The organism is Streptomyces sp. NPDC046727 (assembly GCF_040645635.1).
Lineage (GTDB): Bacteria > Actinomycetota > Actinomycetes > Streptomycetales > Streptomycetaceae > Streptomyces.
On sequence record NZ_JBEYYR010000033.1, the window covers coordinates 35,840 to 53,132 of the forward strand.

At 71.9% G+C, this 17,293-nt stretch carries 19 protein-coding genes and 1 riboswitch; of the genes, 10 read left to right on the top strand and 9 right to left on the bottom strand.

Translation table 11 applies throughout. The features are described from left to right. Positions 1-17: 17 nt before the first annotated feature. From ABZ937_RS31935 to ABZ937_RS31950, 4 genes are all read left to right on the top strand, one after another. Complete coding sequence (locus tag ABZ937_RS31935; protein WP_361696939.1) at positions 18-758, top strand: lysophospholipid acyltransferase family protein; 741 nt, start codon at positions 18-20, stop codon at positions 756-758. Positions 759-946: 188 nt separating this feature from the next. Continuing rightward, on the top strand, positions 947-2,146 hold the full coding sequence (locus ABZ937_RS31940; protein WP_361696941.1) for a DUF5931 domain-containing protein: 1,200 nt from the start codon (positions 947-949) through the stop codon (positions 2,144-2,146). After that, the gene (locus ABZ937_RS31945; protein ID WP_361696832.1) at positions 2,143-2,820 is read left to right on the top strand and encodes a response regulator transcription factor; all 678 of its coding nucleotides are present in this window, start codon (positions 2,143-2,145) and stop codon (positions 2,818-2,820) included. Before ABZ937_RS31940 ends, ABZ937_RS31945 begins: the two co-directional genes overlap by 4 nt. 110 nt (positions 2,821-2,930) lie before the next feature. Beyond that, entirely contained in the window at positions 2,931-3,959 is a 1,029-nt protein-coding gene (locus tag ABZ937_RS31950) for a 6-phosphofructokinase (protein ID WP_361696833.1), read from the top strand. Positions 3,960-3,975: 16 nt separating this feature from the next. Here ABZ937_RS31950 and ABZ937_RS31955 read toward each other — a convergent pair whose 3' ends face one another. Together ABZ937_RS31955 and ABZ937_RS31960 are read right to left on the bottom strand one after the other, a co-directional pair. Then, positions 3,976-5,832, bottom strand: coding sequence for an anthranilate synthase family protein (locus ABZ937_RS31955; RefSeq protein ID WP_361696834.1), 1,857 nt, complete (start codon positions 5,830-5,832; stop codon positions 3,976-3,978). Between the two features lie 92 nt (positions 5,833-5,924). Continuing rightward, positions 5,925-5,981 carry a trp operon leader peptide gene (locus ABZ937_RS31960; protein ID WP_189697087.1) on the bottom strand — a complete coding sequence of 19 codons (57 nt, stop codon included), beginning with the start codon at positions 5,979-5,981 and terminating at the stop codon, positions 5,925-5,927. A gap of 105 nt (positions 5,982-6,086) precedes the next feature. Between ABZ937_RS31960 and ABZ937_RS31965 the strand changes: the two genes are divergently transcribed. Both ABZ937_RS31965 and ABZ937_RS31970 read left to right on the top strand, forming a co-directional pair. Beyond that, complete coding sequence (locus ABZ937_RS31965) at positions 6,087-7,439, top strand: class II 3-deoxy-7-phosphoheptulonate synthase (protein WP_361696835.1); 1,353 nt, start codon at positions 6,087-6,089, stop codon at positions 7,437-7,439. A gap of 153 nt (positions 7,440-7,592) precedes the next feature. Beyond that, positions 7,593-7,817 (top strand): (2Fe-2S)-binding protein, encoded by a 225-nt coding sequence (locus tag ABZ937_RS31970; RefSeq protein ID WP_361696836.1) that lies wholly within the window; start codon positions 7,593-7,595, stop codon positions 7,815-7,817. A 21-nt stretch (positions 7,818-7,838) separates the two neighbouring features. Here the strand turns inward: ABZ937_RS31970 and bfr are convergent, their stop codons facing one another. Next, positions 7,839-8,342, bottom strand: a complete 504-nt coding sequence (gene bfr, locus ABZ937_RS31975; protein WP_361696837.1) for a bacterioferritin — start codon at positions 8,340-8,342, stop codon at positions 7,839-7,841. A gap of 173 nt (positions 8,343-8,515) precedes the next feature. Between bfr and ABZ937_RS31980 the strand changes: the two genes are divergently transcribed. Further along, the gene (locus ABZ937_RS31980) at positions 8,516-9,148 is read left to right on the top strand and encodes a sulfite oxidase-like oxidoreductase (protein WP_361696838.1); all 633 of its coding nucleotides are present in this window, start codon (positions 8,516-8,518) and stop codon (positions 9,146-9,148) included. Positions 9,149-9,160: 12 nt separating this feature from the next. On the opposite strand, the gene ABZ937_RS31985 is transcribed toward ABZ937_RS31980, so the two are convergent. From ABZ937_RS31985 to thiO, 6 genes are all read right to left on the bottom strand, one after another. Continuing rightward, positions 9,161-9,694: a DUF4396 domain-containing protein gene (locus tag ABZ937_RS31985; protein WP_361696839.1), complete on the bottom strand. Its 534-nt coding sequence runs from the start codon at positions 9,692-9,694 to the stop codon at positions 9,161-9,163. A gap of 75 nt (positions 9,695-9,769) precedes the next feature. Continuing rightward, the gene (locus ABZ937_RS31990) at positions 9,770-10,648 is read right to left on the bottom strand and encodes a deoxyribonuclease IV (protein WP_361696841.1); all 879 of its coding nucleotides are present in this window, start codon (positions 10,646-10,648) and stop codon (positions 9,770-9,772) included. Positions 10,649-10,704: 56 nt separating this feature from the next. Further along, complete coding sequence (gene pknB, locus ABZ937_RS31995) at positions 10,705-12,642, bottom strand: Stk1 family PASTA domain-containing Ser/Thr kinase (protein WP_361696843.1); 1,938 nt, start codon at positions 12,640-12,642, stop codon at positions 10,705-10,707. A 126-nt stretch (positions 12,643-12,768) separates the two neighbouring features. Further along, positions 12,769-13,563: a thiazole synthase gene (locus tag ABZ937_RS32000; RefSeq protein ID WP_361696845.1), complete on the bottom strand. Its 795-nt coding sequence runs from the start codon at positions 13,561-13,563 to the stop codon at positions 12,769-12,771. A gap of 3 nt (positions 13,564-13,566) precedes the next feature. Beyond that, the gene (gene thiS, locus ABZ937_RS32005; protein WP_361696847.1) at positions 13,567-13,791 is read right to left on the bottom strand and encodes a sulfur carrier protein ThiS; all 225 of its coding nucleotides are present in this window, start codon (positions 13,789-13,791) and stop codon (positions 13,567-13,569) included. After that, positions 13,788-14,966, bottom strand: a complete 1,179-nt coding sequence (gene thiO, locus ABZ937_RS32010) for a glycine oxidase ThiO (protein ID WP_361696849.1) — start codon at positions 14,964-14,966, stop codon at positions 13,788-13,790. Before thiO ends, thiS begins: the two co-directional genes overlap by 4 nt. After that, positions 14,964-15,075: riboswitch (TPP riboswitch) on the bottom strand. Its footprint overlaps the gene before it by 3 nt. Positions 15,076-15,128: 53 nt before the next feature. On the opposite strand from thiO, the gene ABZ937_RS32015 reads away from it, so the two are divergent. The 3 genes from ABZ937_RS32015 to ABZ937_RS32025 all read left to right on the top strand — a co-directional run bounded on the left by ABZ937_RS32015 (position 15,129) and on the right by ABZ937_RS32025 (position 17,174). Beyond that, positions 15,129-15,479, top strand: a complete 351-nt coding sequence (locus ABZ937_RS32015) for a hypothetical protein (RefSeq protein ID WP_361696851.1) — start codon at positions 15,129-15,131, stop codon at positions 15,477-15,479. A gap of 32 nt (positions 15,480-15,511) precedes the next feature. After that, a complete protein-coding gene (locus ABZ937_RS32020; RefSeq protein ID WP_361696852.1) occupies positions 15,512-16,744 on the top strand; it encodes an FAD-dependent oxidoreductase in 1,233 nt (410 codons plus the stop codon). Positions 16,745-16,808: 64 nt separating this feature from the next. Next, complete coding sequence (locus ABZ937_RS32025) at positions 16,809-17,174, top strand: Rv2175c family DNA-binding protein (RefSeq protein WP_027758504.1); 366 nt, start codon at positions 16,809-16,811, stop codon at positions 17,172-17,174. Positions 17,175-17,293: the final 119 nt, after the last annotated feature.

The following is a 17,293-nucleotide window of genomic DNA, read 5'->3' on the forward strand; positions in this document are numbered from 1 at the left end:
GGGTGTTGTACGGCACGATGAAGGTCGCCATCGGAGCGCCGCTGAAGGTTGCCTTCAGGCCTTGGGTGGAGGGCCTGGAGAACGTTCCGGCCACGGGCCCGGCGATCCTGGCCAGCAATCATCTGTCCTTCTCGGACTCGTTCTTCCTGCCGATCGTGCTGGACCGCAAGGTCACCTTCATCGCCAAGGCCGAGTACTTCACCACCCCCGGAGTGAAGGGCCGGCTCACCGCGGCCTTCTTCAAGGGCGTCGGCCAGCTGCCGGTGGACCGCTCCGGGGCGCGCGGCGCGGGCGAGGCGGCGATCAAGAGCGGCATAGAGGTGCTGGAGCGCGGCGAGCTGTTCGGCATCTACCCGGAGGGCACCCGCTCGCCCGACGGGCGGCTGTACCGGGGCAAGCCCGGCGGCCTCGCGCGCGTGGCGCTCGCCACCGGCGCGCCGGTCATCCCGGTCGCCATGATCGACACGGAGAAGATCCAGCCGCCCGGCAAGGTCGTGCCGAAGCTGATGCGGCCCGGCATCCGCATCGGCAAGCCCATGGACTTCAGTCGCTACCAGGGCATGGAGCACGACCGGTTCGTGCTGCGCGCCCTGACCGACGAGGTCATGTACGAGATCATGAAGCTCTCCGGCCAGGAGTACGTCGACATGTACGCCACCGCCGCCAAGCGGCAGATCGCGGAGGCGGCCAAGGCGGCGAAGGAAGCGGAGAAGGCCGGCAAGACGGAGAAGGCCGGGAAGAAGCAGGACGAGTCCTAGAACAGGGGCACAAGGGGGAGCCGGGGGGACCGGGGGAGATGCCCAAGCGCGAGCGCGAGGGAGCCGTAGGGCGCGCCGGTGGCGAGAGGCCGAGCGCGCGGAGGCCCGAAGGGGTGAGCACGGTCGGCCTCTCGCCACCGGCTGGGGCGCCCGGAGGCGGACGAGCCAAGAAGTGGGGCGTCATGCGGATGTCGGTCGAGCTGCCGCTGTGGCGCGCGCTCGCCGGTTACCGCGTCCTGACCATGCTGTACGCGATCGGCCTGTGCGCCACCGCGTACGACCGGTTCGCCCGGCCCTGGGTCGCCGTCGCCTATTACGCCGTCCTGGCCGTGTGGACCCTCGCCACCCTGCCCAAGGTGTCCGGCGAGGCCGCCTGCACCAAGCGCTTCCTGGCCGTCGACCTGGCCGTCGCCCTCGTCGGCATCCTGCTCACCCCGGTCGCCGACAGCCACCAGCGGATCGCGGACGGCGGCCCCACACTGCCGTCGATATGGACCGCCGGCGCGGTGCTGGCCTTCGCCATCAAGGGCGGCTGGCGCTGGGCGGCGATCGCCTCCACCGCCGTCGCCGCCGTGAACCTGGTCGAGCGCGGCCACCCCGCCCGGGACACCGTGCACAACGTGATCCTCGTCTGGGTGGCCTCCATCGCCATCGGCTACGTCGTGGAGGTGGCCCGCGCCTCCGAGCGCACCCTCGCCCGCGCGCTGGAGATCGAGGCCGCGACCCGGGAGCGGGAGCGGCTGGCCCGGGACATCCACGACGGCGTGCTCCAGGTGCTGGCGATGGTGAAGCGCCGGGGCGCGGCCCTCGGCGGCGAGGCGGCCGAGCTGGGCCGGCTGGCCGGGGAGCAGGAAGTGGCCCTGCGCACGCTGGTGTCGGGCGGGCTGGTGCCGGTGTCCCGGGTCTCGGAGGACCTGGCGGCCGGTGCCGTCGTCCGCGCGGTGGACGAACCGGACGACGAAGGTCCGGTCGACCTGCGCTCCCTGCTCGCCCCCTACGCCCGCGCCCGGGTCAGCCTCGCCGAGCCCGGCGCCCCGGTGCTGCTGCCGCCGGCCGCGGCCCGCGAGGTGGCCGCCGCCGTCGGCGCCGCCCTGGACAACGTGCGCAGGCACGCCGGGGAGGGGGCGCAGGCCTGGATCCTCGTGGAGGACGAGCCGGACGAGATCGTCGTCACCGTCCGGGACGACGGCCCCGGCATCCCCGACGGCCGGCTCGCCCAGGCCGAGGGCGAGGGCCGGCTCGGGGTGGCCCTGTCGATCCGGGGCCGGCTGCGCGACCTCGGCGGCAGCGCCGAGGTCGTCTCCGTCCCCGGGCAGGGCACGGAAGTCGAACTGAAGGTACCGAAGGGCGCCGCGCGGGCGCGGGGGAAGAAGGCGGAACAGCGATGACTCAGCAGCAGGGCCCGATCAAGGTCATGGTGGTGGACGACCACCCGATGTGGCGTGACGCGGTCGCCCGTGACCTGGCCGAGTCCGGCTTCCAGGTGGTCGCCACCGCCGGCGACGGCGAGCAGGCGGTCCGCCGCGCCAAGGCCGCCGGCCCCGACGTCCTCGTGCTGGACCTCAACCTGCCCGCCAAGCCCGGCGTCCAGGTGTGCAAGGAACTGGTGGGCCACAACCCGGCGTTGCGCGTCCTCGTCCTCTCGGCGAGCGGCGAGCACGCGGACGTGCTGGAGGCCGTCAAGTCCGGCGCGACCGGCTACCTGCTGAAGTCGGCCTCCACCGAGGAGTTGCTGGACGCGGTGCGCCGAACGGCCGTCGGCGACCCGGTGTTCACCCCGGGCCTGGCCGGACTGGTCCTCGGCGAGTACCGGCGGCTGGCCGCCGAGCCCGCGCCCGCCCCGGACGCCGAGGAGCCGGGCGCGCCCCGGCTGACGGACCGGGAGACGGAGGTGCTGCGGCTGGTGGCGAAGGGGCTGAGCTACAAGCAGATCGCCGAACGCCTCGTCATCTCCCACCGCACGGTGCAGAACCACGTCCAGAACACCCTCGGCAAGCTCCAGTTGCACAACAGGGTCGAACTGGTCCGGTACGCCATCGAGCGCGGACTCGACGAGGAGTAGCCGGTTTCCGGCGCAACGCACCGGAATCACCCTTCCCGCCTCTCCCGATGTGACGCGAATCACCATTAGCGTGACTGAGCGTCAGGCAGTTGTGGCGAAGGGACATTTCCATGCGGGTCGGAGTACTCACCGGAGGCGGCGACTGCCCCGGGCTCAACGCCGTCATCCGGGGCATCGTGCGCAAGGGCGTGCAGGAGTACGGCTATGACTTCGTCGGCTTCCGGGACGGCTGGCGAGGCCCCCTCGAAGGCGACACCGTCCGCCTCGACATCCCCGCGGTGCGCGGCATCCTGCCCCGCGGCGGCACCGTCCTCGGTTCGTCGCGGACCAACCCCCTCAAGGTGGACGGCGGTATCCGCCGCATCAAGGAGAACCTCGCCAAACTGGAGGTCGAGGCCCTCGTCGCGATCGGCGGCGAGGACACCCTCGGCGTCGCCGCGCGCCTCGCCGACGAGTACGGCGTGCCCTGCGTCGGCGTACCGAAGACCATCGACAACGACCTCTCCGCCACCGACTACACCTTCGGCTTCGACACCGCCGTCAACATCGCCACCGAGGCCATCGACCGGCTGCACACCACCGCCGAGTCCCATATGCGGGTCCTCGTCTGCGAGGTGATGGGCCGGCACGCCGGCTGGATCGCCCTGCACTCCGGCCTGGCCGGCGGCGCCAACGTCATCCTCATCCCCGAGCAGCGTTTCGACCTGGACCAGGTGTGCGCCTGGATCACCTCCCGCTTCAAGGCGTCGTACGCCCCGATCGTCGTCGTCGCCGAGGGCGCCATGCCGAAGGACGGCGAGATGGTCCTCAAGGACGGCTCGCTCGACTCCTTCGGGCACGTCCGGCTGTCCGGCGTCGGCGAGTGGTTGGCCAAGGAGATCGAGAGGCGCACCGGCAAGGAGGCCCGCACCACGGTCCTCGGGCACATCCAGCGCGGCGGCACCCCCAGCGCCTTCGACCGCTGGCTCGCCACCCGCTTCGGTCTGCACGCCATCGACTGCGTCCGCGAGGGCGACTTCGGCAAGATGGTCGCCCTGCGCGGCACCGACATCGTCCGCGTCCCGATCTCCGAGGCCACGGCCAGGCTGAAGACGGTGGACCCGAAGCTCTACGCGGAGGTCGGCGTCTTCTTCGGCTGACGGCGGCCCCGGACGGCTACACGGTCGTGCGGCGCAGCTGACCGATCAGCTCCCGCACGACCGCGGCCCCGTTCAGCGTCAGGACCGACTCCGGGTGGAACTGGACGCCCGCGAAGCCCGTTCCGCGGACGGCGTGCACCTCGCCGTTCGCGGCCCGGCTCACCTCGATCCCGTGCGCGGCCAGTTCATCCGCCTCCTCGTCGTCGCAGCGCGCCACGAAGCTGTTGTAGAAGCCGACGGTCTCGCTCCGCCCGAACAGCTCGATCTCCGTCTGCGCCCCCTGGTACGGCACTTCCTTCCGTACGATCTCCAGGCCCAGCTCCGCCGCGATCAGCTCGTGCCCGAGGCAGACGCCGAGCACGCCGTACCGGTGCTCCCGGACGACGGTGGCGGCCAGGTCCCGCAGGATCCGCATCTTCGGGTCGGTGAGGTCCGCCGGGTCGCCCGGGCCGGGGCCGAGCACCACCGGCCCCTCGTGCGCGAGCACCGCCTCGCGCAGCCCCGGCTCGTCGTAGCGCCGGACGGTCACCTCCAGGCCGGCCGAGCGCAGCACGTGCGCCAGCATCGCCGTGAACGTGTCCTCGCCGTCCACCACCAGGGCGTGGCCCGCCAGGGACGCCGACCGCTCCTGCATCCGCAGCCAGAACGGCGCCAGCGACGAGCGGCGCCCGTCCAGCGCGGCCCGCACCCGAGGGTCGTCGGCCAGCCGGGGCCCCTCCCGCTCCGCCCGCGGCCGGGCCGGCCGTACCCCGAGGGCGGCCAGCACGCCCGCCGCCTTCGCATGGGTCTCGGCGACCTCGCCCGCCGGGTCCGAGCCGCGCACCAGCGTCGCCCCGACCGGGACGCGCAGCCGGCCGTCGGCGGCGATGTCGGCGGTGCGGATCAGAATGGGGGAGTCGAGGGTCTGGGCGCCCCCGGAGTCCCGGCCGATGAGCGCCAGCGCCCCCGCGTAGTAGCCGCGACCGCCGGCCTCGTGGCGCTCGATCACCCGGCACGCGTTCTGCACCGGCGACCCGGTGACGGTCGCCGCGAACATGGTCTCCTTCAGCACCTCCCGCACGTCCAGGGAGGACTTCCCGCGCAGCTCGTACTCGGTGTGCGCGAGGTGCGCCATCTCCTTGAGCCGCGGGCCGACGACGACCCCGCCCATGTCGCCGACGGTGCACATCATCTTCAGTTCCTCGTCGACGACCATGGACAGCTCCTCGATCTCCTTGCTGTCGGCGAGGAACTCCAGAAGGTGCTCCGGCGTGGGCCCCGCTGCGGGATAGCGGTACGTGCCGCTGATCGGGTTCATGACGACCGTCCCGCCGGACATCCGCACGTGCACCTCGGGACTGGCGCCCACCAGCGTCCGGTCCCCGGTGTGCACCACGAACGTCCAGTACGCGCCGCGCTCGCCCGCCAGCAGCCGCCGGAACAGCGCGAGGGCGTCCGCGCGGCCGAAGCCGGGGATCTCGCCCTCGTACGTGCGCCGGATCACGAAGTTCGCGCCCTCGCCCCGGCCGATCTCCTCGCGCAGCACCCGCCCGACGATCTCGCCGTACTCCTCGTCCCCGATGTCGAAGCCCCCGCCCTCGACCCGCACCGCGTGCCCCGGGAGCTGCGCCAGTGCCTCGGCGAGCGGGATCTCGTACGACTCCTCGGGGGTCAGCACCAGCAGCGGGGTGCCGTCGTCGCGGACGTCGAAGCCGCGCTCGCGGATCTGCCGGAACGGGACGAGGGCGAGTCCCTCGCCGGGCAGGTCGGCGAGCCGGTCACGGCTGGTCACCGGGCCGAGCAGCACCTCCACCAGCTGCTCGTCGCGGCCCGGGGTGCGGCGGCGGAGCAGGGCGAAGGGGCGGGGGTCGTGCAGCAGCTGTGCCAGATCCATGGTTCCTCTTCCGTGGTGAGGAGGAACGACCCCGGGATACGCCGAAGGCCGCCCCTCGGGCGGCCTTCGCGAAGTCCTTGTCGTACGCGCGATCAGCGGGCCGCCGGAGAAGCGGTCCACCACCAGTTCTGGATCGAATGCGCGAACATGGAACAAACCCTACCCCACCCCACCGGTGTCCACGGGGTAATCACTCCGTCTCACCCTTCGAGCCGGAGGAAAATCCCGTGGCACGACCCCGTAATGTTTACGAGGTGACCGTGAACGCTAAGACCAGCCCTGGCGCTGGCAACACCTGGCGAAACCTGCCCGCGGCGCAGCAGCCCGAGTACCCCGACACCGAGGCTCTGCGCGCAGTGATCGCGGACCTCGAGTCGTATCCGCCGCTCGTCTTCGCGGGCGAGTGCGACCAGCTGCGCGCCCGGATGGCGGCCGTCGCCAAGGGAGAGGCGTTCCTTCTCCAGGGCGGCGACTGCGCCGAGGCATTCGACGCGGTGTCCGCCGACCACATCCGCAACAAGCTGAAGACGCTGCTCCAGATGGGTGCCGTCCTGACCTACGCGGCCTCCGTGCCCGTGGTGAAGGTCGGCCGTATCGCCGGGCAGTACTCCAAGCCCCGCTCCAAGCCGACCGAGACCCGCGACGGCGTGACGCTCCCGGTGTACCGGGGCGACTCCGTCAACGGCTTCGACTTCACCGAGGCCAGCCGCATCCCGGACCCGGAGCGGCTCAAGCGCATGTACCACGCGTCGGCGTCCACGCTGAACCTGGTGCGCGCCTTCACCACCGGCGGCTACGCCGACCTGCGCCAGGTGCACGCCTGGAACCAGGACTTCGTGAAGACCTCCCCGTCGGGCCAGCGCTACGAGCAGCTGGCGCGGGAGATCGACAACGCGCTGAACTTCATGCGGGCCTGTGGCACGGACCCGGAGGAGTTCAAGACCGTCGAGTTCTTCTCCTCCCACGAGGCGCTGCTGCTGGACTACGAGTCCGCCCTGACCCGGGTCGACTCCCGCACCGGCAAGCTGTACGACGTCTCCGGGCACATGGTGTGGATCGGTGAGCGCACCCGGCAGCTGGACGGCGCGCACATCGAGTTCGCCTCGAAGATCCGCAACCCGATCGGCATCAAGCTCGGCCCGACCACCACGGCCGAGGAGGCGCTGCAGTACATCGACCGCCTCGACCCCGAGCGGGAGCCCGGCCGGCTGACCTTCATCGTCCGCATGGGCGCCGACAAGATCCGCGACAAGCTCCCCGAGCTGGTCGAGAAGGTCACGGCGTCCGGTGCGACGGTGGCCTGGGTGACCGACCCGATGCACGGCAACACCTTCGAGGCGGCCTCCGGGCACAAGACCCGCCGCTTCGACGACGTGCTGGACGAGGTCAAGGGCTTCTTCGAGGTCCACAAGGCGCTCGGCACCCACCCGGGCGGCATCCACGTGGAGCTGACCGGCGACGACGTCACGGAGTGCGTGGGCGGCGGCGACGAGATCTTCGTCGACGACCTGCACCAGCGCTACGAGACGGCCTGCGACCCGCGGCTGAACCGCAGCCAGTCGCTGGACCTGGCGTTCCTCGTGGCCGAGATGTACCGGGACCAGTGACCGGGAACCGCTGAGCCACCCTGGGGCGCGGATCACATCCGATCCGCGCCCCACCCACTTTTGCGCGTGCCGTGGGATGGGTAAGGTTAGGTTTGCCTCACCGGAAAGCGGGATGGCAGGAGAATCAACGATCCCGTCGGGAGGTGAATCCGCGTGTATGTCTGCAGCTGCTTCGGCATCACCGAGGCCCAGGTCAAGCAGCACGCGGAGAACGGCGCCTGCACCCCGCGCCAGATAGCCTCCGCCTCCAAGGCGGGCACGGACTGCGGGTCGTGCGTGCGCCGGATCCAGGCCCTCCTCGGCCGGGGCGCCTGCCCCCGCCGGGAGCTGATCAACCGGCACGCCCCGGCTCTCGAACGGCTGGACGACGCGGCCTAGCCGCTCTGGGCCCGAAGCCGCTCAGTGCGCGCCCGGTCCCGACGCGTCGGGCTGGCTCTGCTCGATCACGGTCGAGAGGTAGAGCGCCTCGCCCAGCTTGTCCACGAGTTCCAGCTGGGTGTCCAGGTAGTCGATGTGGTGCTCCTCGTCGGCCAGGATGGCCTCGAAGATGTTCGCCGATGTGATGTCGTTCTTCTCCCGCATCAGCTGGATGCCCCGGCGCAGCCGGTCGATGGCCTCGACCTCGATCTGCCGGTCGGCCTGGAACATCTCGGTCACCGTCTGCCCGACCTGGACGTGGAACAGCCGCTGGTAGTTCGGCAGGCCGTCCAGCAGCAGGATGCGGTCGGTGAGCAGCTCCGCGTGCCGCATCTCGTCGAACGACTCGGCCCGCGTGTACTCGGCGAGCTTCACCCACCCCTTGTGGTCCTGGAGCTTGGAGTGCAGGAAGTACTGGTTGATCGCGGTCAGCTCGGCGGTCAGCTGTTCGTTGAGCAGTTCGATGACCTCGGGGTCGCCTTGCATGCGATGGACTCCTTCCGGGCAACTGGCATCAGTCGATAGCGCCGCATGATCGCACCGCCCGTGAAGATCGTCCAGTAAGTGCATACTTAGTAAGTAAGTGCTGGCTTACCCTAGTTGTCCGATTCGTCGGAGGGTGGTCAAGGGTACCGCCCAAGGTCTGTCAGGATGGATACATGGGTCATCCGGTGGAGCGAGAGTCTGGGGCAGCGGCAGGGTCCGAGCTTCCGCCGGGTCAGCGGCTCCAGCGTGGCTGGCCGGTCACGCACTACGGTCCCGTCCCGAAGTTCCGGCCCGAGCGCTGGGAGTTCCGGGTCTTCGGTGCCACCGCGGACGGTGACAAGCGGACCTGGAGCCACGAGGAGTTCACGGCCCTGCCGTACACCACCGTGGTGGCCGATCTGCACTGCGTGACGAAGTTCAGCATGATCGGCGCGGAGTGGGGCGGAATCCCGGCCCGCGCGATCCTGGACCTGGCCCCGCCGGCGCCGGATGTCACCCATGTGATGGTCTGGGCGGAGTACGGCTTCAGCTCGAATCTGCGCCTGTCGGACTTCGCCTCCGACCGTACGATCTTCGCCACCCACAAGGACGGCGAACTGCTCACCGCCGAGCACGGCTTCCCGGTCCGCCTGATCGTCCCCCACCTGTACGCCTGGAAGGGCCCCAAATGGGTCCGGGGTGTGGAGTACATGACCACCGACCGCCGCGGCTTCTGGGAGGAGCGCGGCTACCACAACATCGGTGACCCCTGGAAGGAGCAGCGCTACTCCTACCAGGAAGAGCCCGGGGACGGCCCCGAGCTCTGATTCCCGGCCTGCTCAGTGGTGGTACTGGTGCACCGCCGCGTGGCCCTTGCCCCGACCGATCATCCACTTGTTGACCGGGGTGGTCACGACGAAGGCGAGCACGAGCGAGGCCGCGAGCGAGATCCAGAACAGCGCGTCGCCCAGCATGGCGTCCATCGCGGACGGCCAGACCAGGATCACGCCGTTGTCGATCAGCTCCATCACGGCGATGGACAGGGTGTCCGCGGCCAGTGCCACCCGGAAGGCGCTACGGAAGTCGACGCCCGCCTTGAGTACCCCGCGCAGGGTGAGCGAGTAGCCGAAGAAGAAGGCCAGCACGATCGCCGTGATCATCGTCGGCAGGTTCCCCCACCCGAACGCCGTGCCGATGACCATGCCGAGCACCTCGCCGATGGCGCAGCCGGTGAGGCAGTGCAGGGTGGCCTGGGCGGCCATGGGCCAGGTGGCGGCGGACGCGTGGTGGTGCGCGTGCGCGCCGTGGTGGTGAGCGTGTGCTTCGTGGTGGTGAGCGTGCTCTGTGTGCTCTGCGTGTGCTTCGTGCTGCATGACTGCCCCCATGTCAGGTAACGGCTCCTGCGCCCAGCAAGAACCGTATACCCCCCAGGGGTATTCCCCAAGTGGTTATCCGTCGCGCAGTTTTTTCAGCCGCTCCACATCCGCCGCGTGCCCCTCCTTGCCGCCCGGCGTCTCGATGATCAGCGGGACGCCCTCGGTCGCGGGGTGGGTCATGAGCGCCCGGAACGGGTCCTCGCCGATATGGCCGGCGCCGATGTTCGCGTGCCGGTCCTTGTGGGCGCCCACCACATCCTTGGAGTCGTTGGCGTGGATCAGCTTCAGCCGGCCCTCGCCGACGGTGTCGACCAGCAGGTCGAGGGTCTGGTGCATGCCGCTCGGCCCGGTCAGGTCGTGCCCCGCCGCGAAGATGTGGCAGGTGTCCAGGCACACGCCCAGCTTCGGGTGGGCGTCCAGCGCCTCGAAGTACGGCCCGAAGTCCCAGGTCCGCGAGCACAGCGAGGCGCCCTGTCCGGCGGTGGACTCCAGGAGCAGGAACGGGTCGTCGTCGTGGATCAGCTCGTCCAGCAGCGGCAGCATGTGCGCGCGCACCTGCTTCAGCGCCACCTCCCGGGCCCGCCCGCCGGTCGCGCTCCCGGTGTGCACGACCACACCCAGCGCGCCGATCTCCCGCCCGCGCCGCAGCGAGTGCCTGAGCGACTCCACCGACTTCTCCACGGTCGCCTCGGTGTGCGAGCCGAAGTTGATCAGGTACGGGGCGTGCACGTACGCCGGGATCGACTGCTCGGCGCACGCCGCGCGGAAGGCCTCGTCCTGCCGCGGGTTCCCGGCGGGCGTGGCCCAGCCGCGCGGGTTGGCGACGAAGACCTGCACGGTCTCGGCCTTCAGATCGTGGGCGTACGACAGCCCGACGGAGTGCAGGCCGCCGGCCACGGGCACATGGCCGCCGACGGGGTTGCGGGGGAGGGAGGAGTAAAGCGGACTCACCCGTTCAGGGTGTCATGCCCGCCCGGTGCCCGAACCGCGGTCCCCGGTGACTCCGGTCACCGGATGGTGATCGTGATCGTCGACCCCTTGGGTGCCGTGTCGCCGCCGTCCACCGACTGCTCCTTCACGGTGTCGCCGAACAGCCCGAGCAGCCCGCGGTCCTCGTCCACCTTGAAGCCCGCGCCCTCCAGTGCCTCGTGGGCGTCGTCCACGCTGTCGCCGACCACGTCCGGGACCTCGACCATCTCCGGGCCCTTGGACAGCGTCAGCGTCACCGTGTCGCCCTCGGCGGCCTCGCTCCCGTCGCCCGGGCTCTGCGCGGCGACCTTGCCCTTGTCGTACTCGGAGTTGACCCGCGCGGTGGCGACCTTCACCTTCAGCCCGGCGTCCGTCAGCTCCTGCTTCGCGCTGTCCAGGTCGTCGCCGGTGACGTCCGGCACGTCGATCGGGCTGCCCTTGCTGACGACCAGGGCGATCGCCGAGCCCGCGTGCCGCTTGGTGCCCGCGTCCGGCGTCGTCCCGATCACCGAGCCCCTGGGGACGTCCTCGCTGAACTCGCGGGTGACCATGCCCGGCTCCAGGCCGTCCGCCTTCAGCCGCGCCCGCGCCTTCGCGAGCGTCTGCCCCCGCACGTTCGGCACGTTCACCGTCTCCGGGCCCAGCGACACGGTCAGCGTCACCGAGTCGTGGTCCCGGATCCGCGCGCCGGGCGCCGGGTCGCTGCCGATCACCGTGCCCCGCTCGACGGTGTCGCTGTAGGCGCGCTTGACCTGCCCGACGTCGAGCCCGGCCGCGTCCAGCCGCTCCTTCGCCTGTGCCTCGGTCTTCGCCAGCAGCGGCGGCACCTTGGTGAACTGGCCGGAGTTGATGTACCAGATCCCGACGCCCACGCCGAGCACCACGAGCACGGCGGCGAGCATCGCCAGCACGGCGCGCGGGGGCCGCGCCGGGCGCCGGCGGGGCGGCACGGGCGGGCTCTGGAAGCGGGCGGTGCGGTCGGTGCCGTCGCCTGCGGCCTGTGCCGGGACGTCCTCGTTCACGGGCAGCGGCCGGGGCACGGTCAGCGCGCGCGGGATCACGCTCGTGCGGTCCTCGGCGTTGTCGTGCGCCGCGGTCAGCGCCTGCGGCGGCAGTGTGTCCAGCTGCTCGTCGGTCAGCGGCCGACGGGCCTCGCGCACCTCGGAGAGGAGCGCCACGGCGTCGTGCGGCCGGATGTCCGGGTGGCGCGCGGTCGCCGACGCCACCAGCTCGTCCAGCTCGTACGGCAGCCCCGGCACGAGCGCCGAGGGCGGCGGCACGTCCTCGTGGAGGTGCTTGTAGAGCACCTGGGCCGGGGAGTCCCCGGAGTGCGGCTTCGTGCCCGTCAGCATCTCGTACAGGACCACCCCGCACGCGTACACGTCGACGCGCGGGTCGGTGGTGCCCTGCTCGATCTGCTCGGGCGCGAGATAGGACACGGTCCCGAGGACGGCACCCGTGGTGCTGGTCACCGTGTCCACGGAGCGCACCAGCCCGAAGTCGGCGACCTTCACCCGGCCGTCGTCCCCTATCAGCACGTTCTCGGGCTTCATGTCGCGGTGCACGAACCCGGCCCGGTGCGCGGCGCCGAGCGCGGCGAGCACCGGCTCCAGGATGTCCAGCGCGGCCCGCGGCTGCAGGGCGCCCCGCTCCCGCAGCACGTCCCGCAGGGTGCAGCCGGCGATGTACTCCATCGCCAGGTAGACGTACGACCCGTCGGTGCCCTGGTCGAAGACCTGCACCACGTTGGGGTGGTCGAGCCGGGCGACGGACTTCGCCTCCCGGATGAACCGCTCGACGAAGGACCCGTCGGCCGCGAGTGTCGGGTGCATCACCTTCAGCGCGAGCACGCGGTCCAGGCGGGTGTCCAGGGCCCGGTAGACCGTGGCCATCCCGCCGGCCGCGATGCGCGCGTCGACGCGGTAGCGGCCGTCGAGCACCTGCCCGACGAGGGGGTCCTGAAGGGTCGTATCCACGAGAGGGGAGTCTACGAGGACCGACCGACAGCCCTGCCCGTTCGTCCCTGATAGCACCGGGACTGAAGCCGACCTGTGACGCTTCGCACAAACCCGCGGCCGCCGACGGCGGGGGCCCCACGGGAATCAGAACGCAGGACGCTCAGGATCCAGCACGGCCAAGCCCTCCGCGGGAGACGACGCCTCCGCGAGATACCGACGGGGGATCCGCCCGGCCAGCCGGGCCAACCGGCCCCCCTCCACGGCAAGCCGCATCGCGGCAGCCATCCGCTCCGGCTCCTGCGCCCGCGTCACCGCGGAGGCGAGCATCACCCCAGCGCACCCCAGCTCCATCGCGAGCGCCGCGTCCGACGCCGTACCGGCCCCCGCGTCAAGGATCACCGGCACGCGCGCGTGCTCCACGATCAGCTGGAAGTTGTGGGGGTTGCGGATGCCCAGCCCGGACCCGATCGGGGAGCCGAGCGGCATCACGGCGGCGCACCCCACGTCCTCCAGCTTGCGCGCGAGCACAGGGTCGTCGTTCGTGTACGGCAGCACCGTGAAGCCGTCGTCGACCAGCGTCTCCGCCGCCTCCAGCAGCTCCACCGGGTCCGGCAGCAGCGTCCGCTCGTCGGCGATGACCTCCAGCTTGATCAGGTCGGTACCGAGCGCCTCCCGGGCCAGCCGGGCGGTCAGCACGGCCTCACCCGCGGTGAAACAGCCCGCCGTGTTCGGCAGCACCCGGATGCCGAGCTGCTCCAGCACCGACAGCACCGAACCGTGCACGGAGGGGTCCACCCGGCGCATCGCGACCGTCGTCAGTTCCGTGCCGGAGGCGACCAGCGCCCGCTCCAGCACCTCCAGGCTGGGCGCCCCGCCCGTGCCCATGATCAGCCGGGACGAGAAGGTCAGCCCACCGAGGACCAGGGGATCGTCGGCCATGGCTCAGCCCCCCTGCACGGCGGTGAGGACTTCGACCCGGTCGCCGTCGGCGAGGGCGGTCGTCGCCCACTGCCCGCGCGGGACGACGGTCTCGTTGACGGCGGCGGCCACCCCGCGCGGTGCCGCGGTCAGGGTCCGCACCAGCGCGTCCAGCGCGGTGCCGGGCGCGACCTGGCGGGGTTCGCCGTTGACGGAGACGGTGACGGAGAGGTTGGCGGAGAGGTTCATGCGGGCTGCTCCAGCTTGTCCGTCGTGTGCATGAGCGCGGCGCCGAACCGCCGCGGGGTGAACGGGCGTGCCTCCTCGGGGAGTTCACCGGTGACCAGCGCGTGCGCCAGCACGTCTCCGGTGACCGGGGTGAGCAGCACCCCGTTGCGGTAGTGCCCGGTGGCCAGCAGCAGCCCGGCCAGGCCGGACGGGCCGAGCAGCGGCGCGTTGTCGGGGGAGCCGGGGCGCAGCCCGGCCCGGGTCTCGGTGAGCGGCAGCTCGGTGATGCCGGGCACCAGCTCGTGGGCGTCGCGCAGCAGCTCGTACACGCCCCCGGCGGTGACCGTCGTGTCCCAGCCCAGCTCCTCGCTGGTGGCGCCGACGACCAGTTCGCCGTTCTCCCGGGGCACCAGGTAGACATGGCTGCCGCGCACCACGGCCCGCACGGTCCGGCTCAGGAACGGCGCGTACCGGCGCGGCACGGTCAGCCGCAGCACCTGCCCCTTGACCGGCCGCACCGGGGGCAGCAGCTCGTCCGGCACGCCCGTGAGCCGCCCGCTCAGGCTCCCGGCCGCGAGCACCACCTGCTCGGCGCGCAGCGCGGTGCCGTCCGCCGTGGTGACCCCGACGGCACGGTCCCCCGCCACGTCCAGCCGCTCGGCCCAGTCGCGGTGGAACACCACCCCGGACCGCTCGCACGCGGCCACCAGGGCCGCCGCCAGCCGGCGCGGGTCGATCTGGTGGTCGCCGTCGACCCGCAGCCCGCCGCGCACCCCCGGCGCGAGCATCGGCTCAAGGCGCCGGCAGTCCCGCCCGGACAGCCACTCCGACTCCAGGCCCGAGCGCTGCTGCAGCGCGTGCAGTTCGCGCAGGTGGGCGCGGTCGTCGGCGTCGAGCGCGACGGCGAGGGTGCCGCAGCGGCGGTAGCCGAGGTCGTGCCCGGTCAGTTCGGTCAGCTCGGCCGCGAACTCCGGGTAGCGGCGGGCCGACTGCAAGTTCAGGGCGAGCAGGGTCTCCTCGCCGTAGTGCAGTTCGGTGACCGCGGCCAGCATCCCGGCCGCGACCTGCGCGGCCCCGCCCCCGGGCTCGGGGTCCACCACGGCCGTGGCGAACCCGCGCTGCGCCGCGCGCCAGGCCGTGACCAGGCCGATGATTCCGCCCCCGATGACGAGGACGTCGGACGTACGTGACGACATGGGCGTCCAGCCCCTCCCTTCGCCGGCATGACCCGGATCAGGTTCGTACGGTCGGAGGCCGCCAGCCTCCCTCTCAGCCCGGTGCGTCCGGGCTCCCGCGAGTGCTTGTACGGTGGCCACCCTAGCCCGCCCCCCTCCTCACCCGTAAGGGAGCCCTGCTTCATGGCCCGGTCGCTCGACGGACTGATCCTCGCCCCCGTGGCGGACCAAGCCCCAGGTCAGGTGGGCACCCGCACCCGGTTCGCGTACCACGAGAAGGACGGCGGGATCTGGGCCGAGTACGCCGGCGGCGACGTCGTGCGCGGTCATCTGGTCGGCACCCGCGAGGGCGACCGGCTCGACTTCCGCTACGTCCAGCTGAAGACCGACGGCTCGACCTCCTCGGGGCACTGCATGTCCACCGTCACGGAACTGCCGGACGGGCGCGTGCGGCTCGACGAGACCTGGGAGTGGGAGTCCCAGCCCGGCTCCGGGACGAGCGTTGTGGAGCAGGTCACCGAGCACGCCCCCTGACTGACGGATCATCAATTGTCTATGGTGATCGGGTGAGCGAGCAGACAGCGCAAGAGGGCACGTCACCGGGGCGGCGCGTGGTCGTCGTCGGCGCGGGCATGGCCGGGGTGCAGACCGCGGTCGCCCTGCGGGAGCGGGGCTTTCCGGGCCCCGTGACCGTCATCGGCGCCGAGCCGCACCAGCCGTACGACCGGCCGCCGCTGTCGAAGGCCGTGCTGCTCGGCAAGGCCGAGGACTCCGCCTTCGACGTGGACTTCGAGTCCCTCGGGGTCGAGCTGCGGCTCGGCTGCGAGGTGCGGGGCCTCAGGCCCGCCGCGCACGAGCTGGACACCGAGGCCGGTCCGGTGCCGTACGACGTCCTGGTCCTCGCCACCGGCGCCGAACCGATCACCCTGCCCGGCACCGAGGGCGTGCCCGGTGTGCATCTGCTGCGCACCCTGGACGACGCCGAACGGCTGCGGCCCGTGCTCGCCCGGCAGCACGACATCGTGGTCGTGGGCGCCGGCTGGATCGGCGCCGAGTTCGCCACCGCCGCCCGCGAGGCCGGCTGCGCGGTGACCGTCGTGGAGGCCGCCGAACGCCCGCTGGCCGGCGCCCTGCCCGCCGAGGTCGCCGCACCCATGGCCGCCTGGTACGCCGACGCGGGCGCTCAGCTGCGCCTGCACGCGCGCGTGGAGCGCGTCGAGCCCGGCGAGGTGGTGCTCGCCGACGGCGCCCGGCTGCCCGCGGGCGCGGTCGTCGTCGGTATCGGCGCCCGCCCCGCCACCGCCTGGCTCGCGGGCTCCGGCATCGAGCTGGGCGCGCACGGCGAGGTCCTCGCCGACGCCCGTCTGCGCACCTCCCTGCCGGACGTGTACGCCGTCGGCGACTGCGCGTCGTTCCCGTCGGCCCGCTACGGCGAGCGGCTCCTCGTCCACCACTGGGACAACGCCCTGCAGGGGCCGCGCACGGTCGCCGCGAACATCCTCGGCGAGACCGACGTGGTCTACGACCCGGTGCCGTACTTCTGGTCCGAGCAGTTCGGCCGCTTCGTGCAGTACGCCGGCCACCACCCCGCTGCCGACCGCCTGGTCTGGCGCGGCGACCCGCAGGGCCCGTCCTGGACGGTGTGCTGGCTGCGCGAGGACCGCCTGGTGGCCCTCCTGGCGGTGGGCCGCCCCCGCGACCTGGCCCAGGGCCGCCGCCTGATCGAGGCGGGCCGCGCCATGGATCCCGAGGCCCTGGCGGACCCGGCACGGCCCCTGAAGGACGCCACGGCGGACTAGCACACCCTCCCACCTGGACCTGCCTGACTTCCGACTGTCAGTGGGGGATGGCAGGCTAGTTCCCGTGACCGAGATTGACGCAAAGATTGATGCTCTCGTCCCCGCCTGGCTCACCCTCCCCGACATCGCCGAGATGCTCGACGTCGAGGTGACACGTGTGCGGCAGCTGGTCAAGGAGGGCCAGCTCATCGCCGTACGCCGAGGTGAGAACCGGGCGCTGCACGTCCCCGCCGCCTTCATCGACGGGGACAAGGTCGTCAAGGGCCTGTCCGGGACCCTGACGCTCCTGCGGGACGACGGCTTCACGGTCGAAGAGATGATCGAGTGGCTCTTCACCCCCGACCCGACCCTGCCCGGCACCCCCGCGCAGGCCCTGAGCGAGAATCGCGGCACGGAGGTGAAGCGCCGCGCCCAGGCGCTCGCCGTCTGAGCCGACCCGCACCAGGAGGTGGCGTGCGGCCCCCACCACCTGCGCCCCGGCGACATCGTCCTGGTGGGCCCCGAGGAGCCGGCCGGTCCGCCCCTGCGGGAACGCGTGGTGCGGGTGCT